The 17,667-nt window shown below is 59.2% G+C and carries 15 protein-coding genes and 1 pseudogene; 11 read left to right on the top strand and 5 right to left on the bottom strand.

Annotated features, from left to right (window positions below; translation table 11 throughout):
• Nucleotides 1–11 precede the first annotated feature (11 nt).
• The 5 genes from GCT13_RS36845 (at nt 12) to GCT13_RS36825 (ending at nt 6,883) form a co-directional block, all read left to right on the top strand.
• Complete coding sequence (locus GCT13_RS36845) at nt 12–983, top strand: PDR/VanB family oxidoreductase (RefSeq protein ID WP_152766818.1); 972 nt, start codon at nt 12–14, stop codon at nt 981–983.
• 54 nt (nt 984–1,037) lie between these two features.
• On the top strand, nt 1,038–2,708 hold the full coding sequence (locus GCT13_RS36840; protein WP_152766816.1) for a GMC family oxidoreductase: 1,671 nt from the start codon (nt 1,038–1,040) through the stop codon (nt 2,706–2,708).
• 17 nt (nt 2,709–2,725) lie between these two features.
• Nucleotides 2,726–3,682: a GntR family transcriptional regulator gene (locus tag GCT13_RS36835; RefSeq protein WP_227747206.1), complete on the top strand. Its 957-nt coding sequence runs from the start codon at nt 2,726–2,728 to the stop codon at nt 3,680–3,682.
• Between the two features lie 111 nt (nt 3,683–3,793).
• On the top strand, nt 3,794–5,251 hold the full coding sequence (locus GCT13_RS36830) for a sulfatase-like hydrolase/transferase (RefSeq protein WP_152766815.1): 1,458 nt from the start codon (nt 3,794–3,796) through the stop codon (nt 5,249–5,251).
• A gap of 312 nt (nt 5,252–5,563) precedes the next feature.
• Nucleotides 5,564–6,883, top strand: a complete 1,320-nt coding sequence (locus GCT13_RS36825) for an MFS transporter (protein WP_152766812.1) — start codon at nt 5,564–5,566, stop codon at nt 6,881–6,883.
• A gap of 216 nt (nt 6,884–7,099) precedes the next feature.
• Here the strand turns inward: GCT13_RS36825 and GCT13_RS36820 are convergent, their stop codons facing one another.
• Nucleotides 7,100–7,438, bottom strand: coding sequence for a type II toxin-antitoxin system RelE/ParE family toxin (locus tag GCT13_RS36820; protein ID WP_152766809.1), 339 nt, complete (start codon nt 7,436–7,438; stop codon nt 7,100–7,102).
• On the bottom strand, nt 7,435–7,716 hold the full coding sequence (locus tag GCT13_RS36815) for a type II toxin-antitoxin system ParD family antitoxin (RefSeq protein WP_152766807.1): 282 nt from the start codon (nt 7,714–7,716) through the stop codon (nt 7,435–7,437). Before GCT13_RS36815 ends, GCT13_RS36820 begins: the two co-directional genes overlap by 4 nt.
• Nucleotides 7,717–8,058: 342 nt before the next feature.
• On the opposite strand from GCT13_RS36815, the gene GCT13_RS36810 reads away from it, so the two are divergent.
• Nucleotides 8,059–8,625: a hypothetical protein gene (locus GCT13_RS36810; protein ID WP_152766805.1), complete on the top strand. Its 567-nt coding sequence runs from the start codon at nt 8,059–8,061 to the stop codon at nt 8,623–8,625.
• A 308-nt stretch (nt 8,626–8,933) separates the two neighbouring features.
• Here GCT13_RS36810 and GCT13_RS36805 read toward each other — a convergent pair whose 3' ends face one another.
• Nucleotides 8,934–12,014: a Tn3 family transposase gene (locus GCT13_RS36805; RefSeq protein ID WP_152766802.1), complete on the bottom strand. Its 3,081-nt coding sequence runs from the start codon at nt 12,012–12,014 to the stop codon at nt 8,934–8,936.
• 173 nt (nt 12,015–12,187) lie between these two features.
• Between GCT13_RS36805 and GCT13_RS36800 the strand changes: the two genes are divergently transcribed.
• From GCT13_RS36800 to GCT13_RS36790, 3 genes are all read left to right on the top strand, one after another.
• Nucleotides 12,188–12,856: a DUF6880 family protein gene (locus GCT13_RS36800; protein ID WP_152766800.1), complete on the top strand. Its 669-nt coding sequence runs from the start codon at nt 12,188–12,190 to the stop codon at nt 12,854–12,856.
• A 41-nt stretch (nt 12,857–12,897) separates the two neighbouring features.
• The gene (locus GCT13_RS36795) at nt 12,898–13,287 is read left to right on the top strand and encodes a 3'-5' exonuclease (protein WP_227747205.1); all 390 of its coding nucleotides are present in this window, start codon (nt 12,898–12,900) and stop codon (nt 13,285–13,287) included.
• 967 nt (nt 13,288–14,254) lie between these two features.
• Complete coding sequence (locus GCT13_RS36790; protein WP_152766798.1) at nt 14,255–15,001, top strand: H-NS family nucleoid-associated regulatory protein; 747 nt, start codon at nt 14,255–14,257, stop codon at nt 14,999–15,001.
• Between the two features lie 153 nt (nt 15,002–15,154).
• Here GCT13_RS36790 and GCT13_RS36785 read toward each other — a convergent pair whose 3' ends face one another.
• On the bottom strand, nt 15,155–15,358 hold the full coding sequence (locus GCT13_RS36785; protein WP_007577962.1) for a cold-shock protein: 204 nt from the start codon (nt 15,356–15,358) through the stop codon (nt 15,155–15,157).
• 675 nt (nt 15,359–16,033) lie between these two features.
• Between GCT13_RS36785 and GCT13_RS49865 the strand changes: the two genes are divergently transcribed.
• The gene (locus GCT13_RS49865; RefSeq protein ID WP_152766796.1) at nt 16,034–16,417 is read left to right on the top strand and encodes a hypothetical protein; all 384 of its coding nucleotides are present in this window, start codon (nt 16,034–16,036) and stop codon (nt 16,415–16,417) included.
• A 207-nt stretch (nt 16,418–16,624) separates the two neighbouring features.
• Here GCT13_RS49865 and GCT13_RS48715 read toward each other — a convergent pair whose 3' ends face one another.
• Nucleotides 16,625–17,080, bottom strand: coding sequence for a hypothetical protein (locus GCT13_RS48715; RefSeq protein ID WP_193727851.1), 456 nt, complete (start codon nt 17,078–17,080; stop codon nt 16,625–16,627).
• 408 nt (nt 17,081–17,488) lie between these two features.
• Between GCT13_RS48715 and GCT13_RS36775 the strand changes: the two are divergent.
• Nucleotides 17,489–17,667: pseudogene (locus GCT13_RS36775) on the top strand (IS256 family transposase); the annotation flags it as partial.

Here is a 17,667-nt window from a genome sequence, read left to right as displayed (position 1 = left end):
CGAGGCCAATCATGCTAGAACTGCGCGTACGCTCGATCGTGAACGAAGCAATCGGCATCAATGCGTACGAACTCGTCGCGCCCGGCGATGATCTGCTGCCAGCGTTTACCGCTGGCTCGCACATCGACGTACATATTCCGGGTGGATTCGTGCGGCAGTATTCGCTGTGCAACGATCCCCGCGAACGACACCGCTACCTGATCGGCGTGCTTAACGTGGTTGATGGGCGGGGCGGGTCGGCAGCCCTGCACGCGGGCGTACGCGCGGGCGACGCGCTCCGGGTGTCAACACCCCGCAACAACTTCCAGCTTTCAGAACGCGCGCGTCACCATCTGCTGATCGCCGGCGGCATCGGTATAACCCCGATGCTGGCAATGGTTGAAACGCTGGAGGCGCGCGGAGATTCGTACACGCTGCACTATTGCGCACGAGAGCCGCGGCGCGCGGCATTCCTCGACCGCCTCGAGGGGCAGTTCAAGCGGGGCCGCGCGATCGCTCACTACGATCGCGGCGTACCGTCGGACGGGTTGCCGGTTACCGACCTGCTGCGCAAACCCGAACCGGGTACCCATCTGTATTACTGCGGGCCCGTCGGTCTGATGAGTGCGATTGCACGGGCTTCGGCGCACTGGCCGCAGGGCACTGTCCACTGCGAGTACTTTGCGGCACCCCCTGCGGTCTGGCCGCGCGAAACGGGCGAGGCGGCCGATGCGGTGGCGACCGGCGGATTCCGGATCAAGATCGCCAGCTCCGGCCAGTTGCTAAGCGTGCCGGCGGAAAAAAGCATCGTCCAGGTTCTGCGGGAGGCTGGCATGTCGTGTGAAACCTCTTGCGAAGCCGGGGTGTGCGGAACATGCAAGACACGCTACCTCGAAGGTACGCCCGAACACTGCGACTACGTCCTCGACGATGTAGAAAAAGGGGAGTACCTGATGCCTTGCTGCTCACGGTCGAAGTCCGAATTGCTGGTGCTGGACCTGTAACACGCACGACCTTGCCCGACATACGAGAAACGCAAATTGGTAAAGGAGACAGGGATGAAGGAGCGCATCTACGACTACGTGATCGTTGGCGCAGGTTCGGCAGGCAGCACGCTGGCGGCTCGCCTGAGCGAGAACGGCAAGTACTCGGTACTGTTGCTGGAGGCGGGGCCTCCTGATAAGCACCTGTGGATCCACGTGCCGATCGGCTATGGCAAGACGATGTTCAACGCAAAATACAACTGGCAATTTTATACCGAGCCCGAGCCCGAGCTGAACCAGCGGAAAATCTACTGGCCGCGCGGACGCACGTTGGGCGGCTCCAGTTCGATCAATGGCCTCGTCTACATTCGTGGGCAGGCACAAGACTACGACCACTGGGCGGCCGAAGGCAACGCCGGCTGGTCATGGCGCGACGTGTTGCCGTACTTCGTTCGCTCCGAACACAATCATCGCGGTGCCGACGCCTATCACGGTGACAACGGGCCATTGCATGTGTCGTCGATCACCGAGCGACATGAACTGGTTGACGCGTTTATCAACGCGGCCAACGAACTGGGAGTGCCGCGCACGGATGACTTTAACGGCGAGCGACAGGAAGGCGCCGGCTACTTTCAGTTGACCTCCCGCAATGGGCTTCGATGTTCGACGGCTGTCGCTTATCTGAAGCCGGCGCGTGGCCGCGCGAACCTGCACATAGAAACCGATGCGATGACCGAGCGCGTGCTGATAGACGGGCAAGTCGCGACCGGCGTTGTGTATCGCCAGAACGGGGCGACCCGGACGGTGCGCGCAGCACGCGAGGTCGTGCTTTGTGCCGGGGCGATTCAGTCACCTCAAATTCTGCAGCTCTCAGGAATCGGTCCGGCGGAATTGCTGGGTCGCTACGGCGTTCCGCTAAACGTCGATCTGCCAGGTGTAGGTGAGAACCTTCAGGATCACTTGCAGGTACGGTTGATTTACAAGTGCGGCAAGCCGATTACCACCAATGACGACCTGAAGAGTCTGTGGCGGCGCGCGAAAATCGGGCTGAAGTATCTGATGTTCCGCAGGGGCCCATTGGCGATCGGTATTCAATTGGGCGGAATGTTCGCGCGTGCGATGCCGGACGCCAAGACACCAGATATCCAGTTTCACTTCGGCACAATCAGCGCGGATATGACGGCGGGCAAGCCGCACAAATTCTCGGGCTTCACGATGTCGATGTGCCAGTTGCGCCCACAAAGCCGCGGCACCGTGAGGATTCGCTCCACAGACCCGCAGGTCGCACCCGAAATGCGGCCGCACTATCTGAGCGACGAGCGCGATCGGGCCGTCATGGTCGCGGGTGTCAGGTTTGCGCGGGCGTTGGCGGCTTCGCGCGCGCTGTCGCCGTACATTCTCGACGAATACCTCCCGGGGCGTCGCACACTGACAGATGAGGCGTTACTCGAGTTTGTGCGACAGTGTGGGTCCAGCATTTTTCACCCCGTCGGCACTTGCAAGATGGGCCATGATCCGATGTCCGTCGTCGACGATCATCTGCGGGTGCGTGGCGTCGCCCGCCTGCGTGTGGCTGACGCGTCAATCATGCCGACGCTGGTCTCCGGCAACACAAACGCAGCGGCGATCATGATAGGCGAGAAAGCCGCTGACATGATCCTGGCCGACGCCGACAACGGTGTCTGTGTCCTACCGGAAAAGGTCAGTGCCATGGGCGCATCCGGTAAGGTCGCAATGTCTGCCTGAAGCTCGACGGAGCCAGGATGAAACCCTTCAGTGAAATGTGCGCGGGTCGATCGATAACTGGTGAGCCTGCCGGTCAGGTAGTGTTGAAACGGGCCATCCCGTATGATTCTGGGATAGCCGTCCGTCGCGCGGACGATTCCAGGGCTGATCTCATCGACACACACCACATGGCAACCGGGACGGAACACTCAAGGGTTTTTGAGGCACTGCGGCGACCAAGCCGCGACGGTGTACCCAAATATGTCAGGCTCACCGATGCGCTCGTGGAGGCCATTACCTCGGGATACTGGAAGGCGGGCGACAAGCTGCCAACTGAAGAAGAACTTGCGGAAATGACGCCGTTCAGTCTCGGCACCGTTCAACGGGCTTTGCGCAACCTGGCCGAGCAGGGCATTGTGATCCGGCAGCATGGCCTGGGCAGCTTCGTTGCGGAAACGGATCTGCGCCTCGAGGATCCGTGGCACTGCCGCTTTCTCGACGATGACGGGCAGACGATCCTGCCGGTCTACTCGAAAGTTGTCAAACGCGAGCGGGTCAAGATGCGCGGCAGCTGGAGCGAGTACTTTCCGAACAGGACCGAGAGTCTCTTTCGCATCGACCGCGTGATCAACGTGAATAATGAATTCAACGTGTTTACCCATTTCTTCGCGGATTCGCGTATGTTGCCCGCATTGTGGGACACCCCGATCAGCAAGCTCAACGGGGTGAACTTCAAGGCGATGATCGCGCGTGAACTTAACGTTCCAATTACTCGCATCGGGCACATGGTTCGCGCGGAGCCGTTTGACGAGGCAGTTGCTGCAATCCTCAACGTCAAGGTGCATTCGGTCGGCATTTTCATGCAAGCCGCCGCACATATGGGAGAAAAGGCATGCGTCTATTACCAGGAGTTTTTCATTCCGATGACGCGCCGTACGTTAAGCATCCCGGAACAGATGCTCGGCGGTAGTGCGACACTCAGGCCGCAACGCTGAGCGGATTGGGAACACGAAGCGAGGGTGCCTTTGCGCCGGGTCGAAACTGGCGCAAAAATTTTTTGTCTGCGCGAAACTATAGTCCTATATAGGTGATAACGGAGAGTGACCATGGAGAAACCCGCTAGAAACCTGCTCATCATCATGTCGGATGAGCACAACCCGAAGGTGCTTGGTTGTGCAGGGCATCCGATGGTGGAAACGCCGAATCTCGACCGTCTGGCGGCACGCGGCACGCGTTTTACCTCGGCTTATTGCACGAGTCCCGTGTGTATTCCTGCACGAGCGTCGTTCGCAGTCGGCAAGTACGTGCATCAGATGGGCTATTGGGACAATGCAGATGCGTACGACGGCGTCGTGCCCAGCTGGCACCACACGCTGCGCGACCGTGGTCACGAGGTTGTTTCGATTGGCAAGCTGCACTTCCGGCTCGCAGGTGAAGACCACGGGTTCAGCGACGAGATCATCCCCATGCATGTCATCGAGGGCAAGGGCGATCTGATGGGACTTGTCAGGAGCGATCTGCCCGTCCGAAAGGGCGCCTACAAGATGGCCAATCTTGCGGGTCCCGGCGAAAGCCAGTACACGTTTTATGACAGGGAGATCGCTGCCCGCGCACAGGTATGGCTGCGCGAAGCGGCAAAGCGCAAGCACGACAAACCATGGGTACTGTTCGTTTCCTTTGTCGCGCCACATTTTCCGCTAACGGCTCCGCCGCAGCACTTCTACAAGTACTACGACCGGCAGATTCCTTTGCCGAAGCTGTATCGCCGCGACGAGCGTCCGATGCATCCGTACCTGGTCGACTACCGTGGCAGCTTCAACTACGACGATTACTTCGACGACCAGAAGCTGAAAAAAGCGCTGGCCGGCTACTATGGACTGTGTTCGTTTCTCGACGAGAACATCGGCCTCGTGCTGGGAGCGCTCGAGGACGCCGGGCTCGTTGAGGATACGCGCGTCATCTACACCAGCGACCACGGCGACAATCTGGGTACACGTGGCCTGTGGGGCAAGTCGACAATGTTTGAGGAAGCGTCGGGTGTTCCGCTGATCATGGCGGGTCCCGATGTCGCGGCTGGATGCGTGGTCGATACGCCGGCGAGTCATGTCGACGTCTACCCGTACATCCTTGAGGCGACAGGGGAGACGCAGCCCGGGTTGCTCGAGGGATATCCTGGTGTCTCACTCGACACGCTGGCTGCCGGCGAGCATCCTGACCGTAATGTGCTGGTCGAGTATCACGGCATGGGTTCGACCACAGGTGCATTCATGATCCGCCACCGTCACTTCAAGTACGTCTACTACATCGACTATCCACCCCAATTGTTCGACCTGAAGGCCGATCCGGAAGAGTTCGAGGATCTGGCGGCAGATCCGGCCTGTGCCGCCATTCTGGCGGAATGCCACCAGCGGTTGCTCGCGATCTGTGAACCGCATCGTGTGGATCAGCTGGTTCGTGAACGCCAGGCCGTGCTGCTCGCGGCCAATGGCGGGCGCGCAGCCGTCATCGAACGAGGCGACCTTGGATTCAGTCCGGCACCTGGCGCCGCAATCGTCTTCGACTGAATCGCGGCGGAGCGCGAACAGTCCTATAGACGTCGCCTGACGGACGCCGGCTAAAACCTATGGGCAAAGAGCTTGATGCAGCCAAAAGCGTCAGGATACAGTCGGTCTAAGCTATATAACTATATAGTTTTTACCGCCAGACAGCGGTGCTGCAGAAAAGCAGACATCGAAGGAGACAATGATGCATTCTGGTTACAGTAACAACTGTCAGCGGCTTCGGCCGACCGTATTTGCCGGATATGAACGGCTGCAACGCTCGGCTGCCGGGTCCCCAGCGTCGAAAGGTAGCAGCATCACTGCCAGGAGCTGATCATGCAACCAACAACCCCTTCGTCTGTGCGCGCGTGGGCCATCACGATCCTGCTGGCGTTGTTCATGGTCATCAACTTCTGTGACAAGGCGGTGCTTGGCATCGTCGCCGTCCCACTGATGAATGAACTGCATCTTTCGCCCGCGGAATTCGGCATGGTTGCAAGCAGCTTCTTTTTTCTATTCTCGATTTCCGCGATCAGCTTCGGTTTTTTCGCCAATCGCATCGCATCCAGAACGCTATTGCTCTGGTGTTCACTGATATGGGCGGTTGCGCAATTCCCCGTGGCATTGGCGGCTTCCGTTCCACTACTGTTTTTCTCCCGCATCCTGCTCGGAGCGGGCGAGGGACCCGCCTATCCGCTCGCGCTGCACGCGTGCTACAAATGGTTTCCAAATGACCGGCGTAATCTGCCTTCGGCGATCGTGTTTCAGGGCGCTACCTGCGGGATCCTGATTTCCGGACCGGTTCTGAGCTATGTACTGGTGCGTCACGGCTGGCATGCGGCCTTTTTCGCGCTCGGCATGGCGAGCCTCGTCTGGATGGTCCTGTGGTATTTGATCGGCGCGGAGGGCACGATCGGAAGTACGCCATCACGGGAAGGTATCGACACGGCTCATGTGCCCTACTGGACACTACTGACAGATCGCACTTTCATCGGCAACATGGCTCTGTACTGGACCACTTACTGGGTCTTCTCGCTGATCTTCACGTGGGTGCCATCTTATTTGCGCACGGTGATGCACTACGACGCCAACACGACAGGCTGGATGTTCATGTTCTTTACGGCGTTCAACATCCCGATGGTCCTGATAGGTTCCTGGTGGTCCGAACGGATGCTAAAGAAAGGCATCGCGTCGGTGCGTGCACGCGGCTGGCTGGCGTGTGGCTTCTCCCTGTTTGGCGGCGCGCTCATCCTGCTTGCTGTCTACGGCGTCAAGCAGCCGTTGCTCAAGACCGCGTTACTCGCCATCGGATGCAACCTGCCGCAAATTACTTTCGTTCTAAGTTCGGCGATTGTCGCGGAGATCACGCCCGACGGTCAGCGTTCAGCGATGCTGTCGATCAACAGTGCCCTGGCGACGACTGGCGGCCTCATCGCGCCGGCACTCATGGGCTATTTCATTGGACACGCGTCGACGCATTCGGCCGGCTATGACTCCGGTTTCATTCTCGCAGGCGTGATGTCGGTGGTGGCGAGTCTGATCGGCTTCTACACGATCAGTCCGGAGGCCAGTAGGCGTCGGATGGCAAGGCATGTGAGCCAAACCGCGAAGGTAACGTCGTATCCGCGCAGTACGCCAATGTCCGCGGCCGAATAGATGGGCGACGGCAGTTCATCCCAAGGCCCGTCCGCCGATTGCAGGCCCGCTGCTGCCCGTGCGTGCTGGCCGGCATCGCGCATGGAAGCATGACGTCATGGACAAGCGGGCCGGCTGATGGCACTCGAAAGCTGCCTCGCCTGTTCCGGGAGGAACGATGGCGATGGGGCGGAACGCCCTGACGAAAAAGCCGCCGGGGCGGCTTTTTCCAGGGCTTTACTTCATTACTTTGATGCCGAAGACAGATGGCCTTGAAGGAATGTACGACTCGTAATCCTGACCGCCGTAGAACACGCCGAGGAACCATACCTCGTCTTCCTGAACGGAGAAGGCGAGCACCGTAGAGTCGAAGCCGACGATTCGAATACCGGGCATCAGGTCGTCTCGTCTTGTACCGCGCTCCGCTGCGGTTTTAAATGTCTTGCAGTATTCCTTGACCGATTTTGTGTACCTGTCGGCGATTAATTCTGATTTGCTATTCCGGGCAATAAAGTCTTCGACGTCGAGCAGTTGATCGAAAAACTCGGGCGCGAACTTGACCTTGTATTTCTTCATGCAACCGATCGTCTCCGCGCCGCCCGACGTGCTTCCATCTGGGCGTCGAAATCTTCTTCAGGAATGGCTCGCGACGGGTCCGCTTTGAGCTTCTCGTATGCCGGCACCACCTCGTCTTTCAACCATGCCTCTACGGCGCGATCACGCGCTCCGATCAGGCGAAGGCCATCACGGATGACCTCGCTGTCGGTGGCATATTGCCCGCTCTCGACCAGGCGGTGAACCATTTCAGCCAGTTCCGGCGTGAGCGTAATGCTGAACTGTCGTGTTGAGCGCATGATTACCCCCCGACTGTGTATGACTAAATCCTACACCGTTTGAGGCGACAAGTCGATGCGGGTTCTCAAGCGTGCTCTGAAAACCGTTACGAATCCCTTGAGCCTGCGTTCGCGTGCCCTCCGGGCGCAGGGCGCACGATCAAGCGCTCGTAACCGGTATCAGTTCTCCATCGTCGGTCTAACTGGAGAGAACAAAATTTTGTCAGACGGTAGCGAGCAGGAAAGAATCGGACAGAATCGGCATCCTTTGAAAGGAATCGTGCAAAATTGACCTGCTGACATTCGGGTGATTCCCGTACGACCTATGCTTTTTACCCGGTAAGTCGGAATATAAGGGCGTTCATGGGCACACGGGAGACATTCGACGCGTCATCGGGCAGCCTGACTGAGGCGTTTGACGCGCTGTGCGCGGTTCTCAGGACACAAGGGCGCAATTCGCTGGAATTTGCGCGCGCACGTGTGCGCTATGAGGTCGCTCATCTTTTCTGGCGCTCGCATCAGCTCCAGCTCAGGGCCGACGCCGAATCGAGCCGCTTTAAGTCGCCTGGCGCCGGCCGCCAGCTGCTCGTGGTTCACGAGCGCGAGCCGGTTGCGGAGTCCGTGCTGCAGCTGGCGAAGCTACAAGGGTTTGACGCGGCGTCCAGCAGGTGCAGCGACCTTGCGGACAGCCTGTCTGCCTTACGTCCACAACTGGTCTTTCTGGATGACGAGCCGCATCGCGCGTCGAAAATCGAGGCGATCGACCTGTGCAGGCGACAGGCCAGGCGCTGCCGCATTGTGCTGCTGTCAGCGGTGCGAAGCCCGATGCACAGCTGGCCAGGCGTCGATGCGGTCATGACCAGGCCCGCGTCGGTGCAGGCCATACTGGAGCGCTGCTGCGAGCTGGTCCCGATGGCCGGGCTTGCCTGATCAAGGCGGGAAAAGCAGGACAGGTTGCCGCGGTCCGCATGTCGGCCTAAAGTTGACATAAAAAGAATGATCAACGTCAGTGGTGGTATCTTTTGACGTGTTGCGTATTTCTGGCATCCGGCAATGGTTGTTCAAGCCTCGCAGCCGGGTTTTGCGCAACAGAAACGCCATTCCAGAAACGCAACGGTGAGCGACCAATCTGGCTATTTTCGCCCAACCCCCGAAAACTGAAAATCTCCTTTAGCCCCTCACGGACAAGGCTTCCCGGGCCAGATAAATGGCGGAACTGGCGTCCTGAAAGTCGGGTGTCAGCCTTCCTCATCCTCCTCTTCGGCTGCCGCCTGCAGCATGCGGGCCCAGTACTCGGGGTCGGCGTAATACGAGGCGAGCGCGTCGATGTCGACTGGCGCGGTCGCGGCGCCGAAATCCATCGCGCCGAACAGGTTGACGTGTCGCCAGGCGACTGGCGACATGCCTGCGATGAATGCCATCGCGGCCCTGTCTCCCGCGGCCCGCTTGTGCTCGTGGACGCGTGAGAGCAAGGCCGTGTTGTAGTGAATGATGGCGTTCGCGATCAGGCGGGCGCACTCGTTCCACAATTGCTGCTCGGCCTCGGTATGCACGCGCTGCTTGCCGCCGTTGACAAAGGCGACCGCGCGGCGCAGCCGGTGGTACGCCTCGCCACGGTTCAGGGCTCTCTGCACTGATTGGCGCAGATCGACATCGTTGATGAAGCGGAGGATGTGGCGCGTACGGCAGAGGTTGTCGAGTTCCCAGAGCGCCTTTTTCGTCTGGTTCTGGCGCTTGTAGCTCGAGAGCTTGCGTACGATGGTGGCCTGCGAGACCTGCTTCTGCCCGAGCGAGGCCATGATGCGCTGCACGGCGGGCCATTCGCGGATGATCAGTTCGTCATTGGATTTACGCGAGGGTTTGACGAGCCACTTGCCATAGTGGCCCGGGGCGTGACGGCCAACGAGGCCGCCGAGTTTCTTATGGAAGTCGCGATAGCGCGGCGCGAACTGATAGCCGAAGGCATACAGGGTCCAGTAGTTCACCTGGTTGGTGCCGTGCGTGTCGGTGGAATGCAGCTGCGGGCGGATGTCGGAGGTGTTGTTGTAGAGCAGATCGAACACGTAATGGCTCTCGTGTTCGTGAGCGCCGAAGACGGTCAGGTTGAACGGTACATGGTTGGCGACGGCGGTGTTGGCGCTGATGCCTTTGCCGAGGCCGAAGTATCTGGGTGAATGGCGTGCCTGGAAGGTGTCGAACTGGGTCTCGAAGCGCTGACCATCGCTGCTTGAATGGATCTGGTCGCCGATGTTGAAAAGGTGGAAAGCGGGCAGCGCGGCGGTCGCGTTGCTGATCGCATCGTTGGCCGCATGGGCAGTTTCGATTCTAAGATAATTGCGTGCGCAACTCACGAGCGCGGCGTAACTGAGGCCCGAGACTTCGGCCATTTTGCGCAGCCCCATATTGGTGCCCATCGCGATGATGCAGGCGAGGAGCTCCCGTGGATCGGCCTCGTGTTTGACGTACCGGTCGAGCACATGCGTGAATACCTTGAGAAAGCCGGTGCGACCGGCAACGAACCAGAGCAGCCGCGCGATGTCGATGCCGGGGATCTGGCCGTAGAAGGCGTGATTGACGTTCTCATCGGGCTCCGGATAGACCAGGTTCAGGCGAGGCTTGCCGCCCTGGTGCCGAATCCTGATGTAGGGATCGTCGCCTCCGTCGATGTGATGGTTGACATGTTCGAGGAGGCGCTCGATGTCATCATGCAACCCGGCAAGCGTCTGCTCGACGGGCGCGAGCAGGACCGGCAGGTTGAGCTCGTTGAGTATGGCGTCCTTGTGCCGCCAGCGCGCGTCACTGATCAGGTCGTCTTCGAAACGGCGAAACTCGTTGCTGTCGTGACAGAAGACGTCGCCTGCCTCGAGTGCGTTGCGCACCAGCCGGTAGACGAGAAACTCGAAGCGATCCACATCGAGCCGCTTCGCCTTGCCGGATCCGGGGTGATAGAGATGGGGCTTGAGTGTCTTCGGGATGAACGCCGTGGGAAAGGACGATGGATTGCACTGTCGAAGTGGCGTGCCGCTGCGCAGGCACTCCTGCAGAAAGGTGACGGCTTCGAGCAACGGCGTATCTTCGACGCGGCCGGCCACGGCCAGTTCGGCAAACAGATGCCGCAGATTGCGTTTGAACGCGTGTGAGAGAGCCGTATAGCGTGACCACTCGAAGCTGGCCTTATCGAAGGTGACGTTGCACATGTATTGTGAAACGATCTCGATGCGTTCTGGCGCGAGCAGCGCGAAAGCTCTCTGACGCACGCTGGCAAAGGAGGCATGGTATGGAATCGAGCCGTCGACGAACAGGCGCAGGACCTCACCCGCGGCTTTCAGGTGGGTGCCCGCTTCGGTGAGCGCGTTTTGCGCCGCCTCGCCGGCAGCCTGCCGCGCAGTCTGCTCGTAGTCGTCGACGAGACGGATGAAGGCCTCGATCAGGCGGTCGTTGACCTGGCGAAAGCGGTGGCAGGTGAAGCACAGCAGGTACAGGCGCGCGACGCCGGGGTCCATGCGACGCAGCTTGTAGACGGTGTAGAAGGTGACGAGCGAGGCATAGTAGCGGATGCTGTCCGCCGAGATCCCGGTGGTGCCAAGAAACCGCTGGGCGAAGGCGTAAATCGGTGCGAAGAGAGCTCTGCGTTCGGATTCCTGCTGCAGTTCCTTGTAGCTGAAGTCCTTTGGTTCGCGCTTGAGGAGCGTCACCTGATAGATCGAGTCGTCGACCTCGACCATCGCATCGAGTTGCTGCGCGATTGACCTGGTGAGCGCGCGTTCGAGCAGCGCTGAGACGCGCTGGCGTTCCGCAGCGACCGCACGGCCAACCATGTCCTGCAGGAATGAGTAGGTGGGCGCGACGACACGTTCGTGCTTCAGATACTGCAGGCATTCGCGCAGGATGAAGGCGGGCTGTGTGGAAAGCCTCGCGAGGCGCTGTGCCCGCTTTTCGAGGTCGGCTTTCGTGGCACCCTCGCATAGCCGAAAGCCGAACAGATCAAGGATGCTGCGCTGTAGTGCGCGGCGCGTGGGTGCCGAAGGAATCGTTACGGCGGGAGGCGCTTCGTCGGGGAAGTGCCGTGCGACGATGTAGCGCAGATCATCTGCGACGGCCGGTGGATCGTAGTGGAAGAACTGGAATCTGGCCTTGAAGTACCCGAGTTGCAGGATGAGGTGGACCGCGACCGAAAATGTGCGCGCCCGGACGAGCTGCTGTTCGGCGTTGCCGAGCTCGAAGTACGCGTGCCGGTCTTCGTCGTTGAAGCGCGGCAACGCATACAGTTCGTCGATTTCGGCACGTCTGAGGATCGAGAGGCGGTGCGAGGCGGACATGAGTTTATATTCTTGAACGCGCGCAAGTGGGAATCAGGGTTTCGCTTTGCCTGAGCGTGAGCTTGCTGGCAGGGGGCGGGCCTTGAGTTGCCTTGCCGAACGTAGCACAACCGAGCGATCCACCATTTCACAGTAACCGTGGCCTCAGCGGCTTTCATTCTGCAGGAGGAGCAATGTCGAACGAGGGGAATCCGATCGATGCCAAAGCGTCGGCGGCTGTCGGACCAGAAGGCCTGGCGATGCTGCTGGCCGAGGCGGCTATGACGAATCTGTGCATGCGTCGTCGGTTGCAATTCGAGCTGTCCGCACAAAAAGGCGAAAACGTTCCAGATGCCGTTCTCCAGTGGATCAGCGAGTTCGGCGCGCAAACGTCATTTCTCGACGCGGAGCAGGTCGGCGAACTGGCAGAGGAGCTCGACGCCATGCGGGTCACCATTGCCTCGAATGTTTCCCGGGCGGCGCCCGATCTTGCGCTGGATCTGATGTGGCAGCTCTTCACGCTGGCTGGAACAATCTTTGAGCGTACGACCGAAGAGGGATGGGAAATCAGCTGCGTTTTCGACGAGGCCTGCTCCGATCTGGTCACGGTAAGCGTCGACGCAGAAGTCGAACCGATGGAATTCGCCACGAAAGTTGTCGCGGCGATCACCTCCGGCCAGTACGGAGAGTACCGTGCCCTGATTCGGGCTATTGCATCCGCTCAGCCGTGGGCACCTGCCTACGTCTCTGACCTGAAAGTCTTGCTCCATCGATTGCTGGAGGAGCCGCCCGATCCGAATAGCGAACGCAGCAGGGATTTGCGGCGTGCCTTGCAGGAACTCGATTCCCTGTCTCCAACATAGTTTGGTCGGCGATTTTCGCCACCGCGCATTCCCGGCGTGCCTTGCCCGGCAAGCGTTTGAGGAGGATTTTCAGTTTTCGGGGGATGGGTAAAAATAGCCATGCACAGACTTTCGCTCGCAGCGCGGCCGGTGCCGATCTGCTTCCCGTCGTGAGGATTGTCGATGAATTCGGAACCGGCTATCTGCGCTCGCTGGCACAACGGATTACGCCTGAAGCGCAGGCCGATTACGTGATCTCCACGGTGCACCGGGCCAAGGGCCTTGAATGGAAACGGGTGAAAGTCATCAACGATTTTCTGTTCAAATACGTCGCTGGTCGCCTGACTGTGGAGGAGGACGAGCTGCGGCTGCTCTACGTCGCGTGCACACGCGCGCAGCACGTGCTGGACGTATCGGATCTTCGCGACGCGCTCCTGCGTTTGTTCAGATGATGAATCTGATCACGCGGAAGAACTGGATGAGGAGGATGCTCAGATCGTCGGCCGCGATTCTTCGAAGTGCCGCGATGCTCAGAAGAGGGATGGCTGTTCAGTGGGAGCGACGTCGGACCGGACCGCGCTTTTCCGGGTGATTGCCCGGGACCTTGGCGTAGGGCGCACAGCGATGCTGGAGAGCGAAAACGGTTCTTCATCAAGCCGACGGCCGAGCACTTCCCGACTAAAGAGGACGTCGGGAGAAAGGCGAACGAACGGCGAGGGAGCTTCCGTTGGCATCAGGTTTGAGTCCGGCGTCGAAATGATCCGCTGAGGGCTTCGATCATTCTGATTGTACCGGGGCCGCGAGACAAGCCTTTACAGGCTGACCGTGGGACGTCAGCAATTGGTTAAGTTGAACCCTTGTTACGGCGCATTTTCGGACTATCGCGAAGGTGACGCAAATGGTCGCAGTCGACTCTCGTTCGAATTAGTATCCGATTGCGAATCTGTTCATACGGCAAGCAGATTCATTCTATGACGCAGCACAATCGGTGTGTCAGGAAAATGCGCTAAAAGAGGTACTCAAATGACTTTTGCGCAACACCACCTGGCTTGACACCTTCCCAGGGCGGGCGAGCACTCTCCGCTCTTTCGCGTGCTCAGGTCGATAAAGGGGAGAATTTCCAGGAGGTGCGCTGGCTCTATCCTCGAGGTCGGGACGAGTCGGGATGCTCGCGATGCGATTATCGAAACAGCCTTTCCACCATTGCTTTTCTCCACAGACTGGAGGGCAACAGGGTTCCGCTATCGAATCCATCCTGTCGCAGTCGCTCATCCGTAAATTCAGCTTATCCAAAGCCGATGAAGGACCCAATTGTTCGTTTTGAATTGAAGCATTCCTGAATTGTAGCGCTCCACTATCGACCTGCGGCTTACTTGCTGGCATAGTTCGGCCATTACTACATACACAAAAGAGGAAATCATGGCTACGCTCGAAAACGTGCAGGCGAAAATCGCCAGATTGCAGGCCCAAGCCGAAGCGCTTGCCGCAAAGCAGTCGTCCGGCGTTATCGCAAAGATTCGTGACATCATGGAGAAGCATGGTCTGACCGTTGCGGACATCGAAGCACATACCGGCGGCAAGAAGCGTGGTCGCAAGCCAGGCGCCGCAACGACTGCCAAACCAGCGGCGTCGGCAATGTACCGTCATCCGAAGACGGGTGCTACCTGGACGGGGCACGGCCGCGCGCCGGCGTGGATCGCGAGCGTACGTGACCGGACGAAGTTTCTGGTCGACGGCAGCGTTACACAACCGGCCGTTGCCGCGAAGAAACCCGCGAAGGCGGGCAACTACGTGAAGGGCCCCCAGGCGCCGAAATACCGTGACCCAAAGAGTGGGGCGACATGGAGTGGTCGCGGTCCGGCGCCGGCATGGTTGGCTGGTGCCAAAGACCGTTCGAAGTTTCTGATTGTCACCGCGGAAGCGGGCGGTTCAGGCTCGAAGGCCGTTTCGTCCACCAAGGCAACCGTGAAACAGGCCGCGACCAAAAAGGTAAAGGAAAAAACGGTTGTCGCGAAGAAAGCCAAGGCACTGCCAAAGCCAGTATCAGCGAGGAAGGCCGCAGCCAGGAAAGCTGCGGCGAGGAAGGCGCGCGCGAAGCGCGCGCCGAACAATCCGGTAGCAGTTGTACCAGCCAGCGAAAGCGTCTCGGTGCCCGTCGCGGGCTGATTGTCAGTGAGATGACGGTGATGAGCAGGGCCTGCCGGTCCTGCTCGAATCGGTGAACCGGAATGCTACCCCGTGCACCGACTCCCGACACGCTGAACCTAAAAAAACTTGACCGGCACGGGGCGGGTCACTTGTCAGGGTAGCGCGCGCCGCTTAGACAGGCTTGATATTGGCGGCCTGCTTGCCCTTCGGCCCCATCTTCACTTCGAAGCTTACTTTCTGGTTTTCCTGCAATGACTTGAAGCCTTCAGTCTTGATTTCTGAGAAGTGGGCGAACAGGTCTTCGCCGCCTTCGTCCGGTGTGATGAACCCAAAGCCCTTTGCATCGTTAAACCATTTAACTGTACCGGTTGCCATTTTCGAACCTGTAGACGTTTAAAATCCGCGTTCGCGACCGCCGTTCCACACAGAGGGGCCGCCCGCGACAGAAGAATATTTACCACGTCGGGATGATACCTGCCAATCGGTACGTCTGCCGACAGCACGTGGTCTGCTTTTCCCTGGCCCGAACCGGCTCAGGCGCTGGTCGCGCCGACGGACGGTGGCTGCATCGCTGTTGCGGAGTCTTGCGTTAGCGCGACAACGGTCCCCTGTCGCCGCGGAGACTGATTTGACTGGCGCGCGGCAGCCGGTTCCGAAGCTCGCGAGCCATCGACACGTCACAGATTCTCTCAGGGCCACACGCAAGGGGTTGGCAGCGGACGTCGTCTCCACTGCGTCGATAGATCTTCACGGCCTTGCAGCGGTCGGGGATAAGGCCGCTATCTTTAGCGCCCCAATCCTCCCGGAAGTGATCCAGGTCAACGGCCTGCTCGTATGGTGAGCGCGCGGATCACATCAGGCTGCATGCATCGGGAATAGCGGTTCGAGGAAACCGAACCCCGATATGAACGATCAAGTGCGAGGAGGCCCTGGGCGCGACCTCACCGGCTTCCACTTGAGGGTTTTCCTTAGCCTCGGGCAAAGCAACAACGCCGATGATTGGCCGTCGGTACATGCTAGGATTTCTTTCAAACAACTCGGGAAACTGCTATGCCGTTCATCTGCGAAAACGTTGAATGTCGTGCTGTGCTGGCTCGCGGGCAGGTCAGATCCAATCATGAGGACAGCGGGTGGTGCTTCTACTGCCCGGACTGCAAAATCAGGAACGAGTTGAAAGATATTGGCCTGCCTGGCGGTCCAGTAGAGTTGGTTCAGCCAGAAAGATCCGACCTTCCGCACAAGGTAATAGCGACTGCTCGACCACTGGAGGACGGCAGGTACGCAGCGCAACTGCGTGTTCAGAGAGCACTCGGTATGAAAGGAACGTACGCAGTCGAAGAGTACTGGGAGCAACTCGGTGTATTCCCCGACGCGCAAGAGGCCGTAGCGCATGCGAAGTCTATCGCAATAGACATGCTGGAGCGAAAGGCCTAGTCGCGAGTGGGCCGCCGATTGCGCCATACCTGTCAATGCGTGGATTTTACGACGGGCCCACGACCGTAGATCCGCGCAACAACCCGGTGCTGTAGGGTGTGCATGCAGTGCAGAAAGCGGTTCAATGTGTCTAAACGGATACCGCAGCACCACTCCGAATTCTCCATTAAACAAGATGTGACTGGCTTGCAGTCAACCAACCTTGACTCACGAAGCACCGGCAGTCAGCGTGACGAATAGTCTCGCTGCTTCGTTGCCGTGTGACAAAGCGCGAAGTGCGAGGGAGAGCGCTAGCTGTGCGTCGTGGGAGACCGCGCTCCGATCTTGATCGAAGAGCTTGACGGCATGGCGCATATGCTGCGCCGCCTGTGTGTGAAGCTCCACGGCAGCCGCATGATGTCTTGCCACGTCCGCAGCGCTTACGCCTGAGACGCTTGATGGAGGCGATATCGACGGCGTATTGGCGCTGTGCGCCCCAGCGTCGTGGGCCTGATCGATCGCATGCAACGTGTGTCCATGGGCCATCATCGCTTGATGTGCGGCGTGGGCAAAGTCTCGACCGTCCTCGAAATGCCGCGATGCCTCACGATGATGTCGCGCTGCATGCTCGTGGTGTGATGCGGCGGCTTCAAGATGGCCCTTCTTGCTGTGTTTCGTGTTCAAGCCGGCTCCTGTGTGCACTTCAGGACTAACTCCGATGGCGACCGACTCGAAGACACTGTGGCGGGTCGCAACAAGATCCTAATCTACACGCACTTGCGCCTTCTGTGGCGTTCGCGCCTCGTGGAAAATCAGCATCACGTTCGGCCTGCTTTTTCCGAGCTGGGGCGATGCGGTGATCGCGAATATTGAACCGCGCGAACAAAACGTTGGCGATCGACATCATCGTTGATGCGACTTTTGCAAATGTTCATCCAAAGTCCGTGCGTTATCGCGGCAGCTCAGCGGTTCGAGAGCTAAAGTCGGAACTGGTGTACGGGGGAGTTGAGGCGGGAGATTGAAGGCGGTGGAGGTTTCAGCTGAGAATCTGATTGTCGAAGTCGGAAACCAGCAAACAACAAACCATCCACCATGAGCAAGTTTACGGAAAAAGCAGTTGTCGGTCTATCGGAAGTCGGTCTGGGCCTGGACGAATTGGTGCGACACGGAGCGCGGCAAGTGATTCAGCAGGCAATCGAAGCGGAGCTGTCGGCGCTGCTGGAGCGATTCGAGAACGTCAAGACCTTGCATGGACAACGCGCGGTGGTACG

This window comes from Paraburkholderia franconis (assembly GCF_009362735.1).
Classification (GTDB): Bacteria; Pseudomonadota; Gammaproteobacteria; order Burkholderiales; family Burkholderiaceae; genus Paraburkholderia; species Paraburkholderia franconis.
Note: the sequence above shows the minus strand (reverse complement) of the source record. Positions and strands in the feature narration are given on the sequence as shown.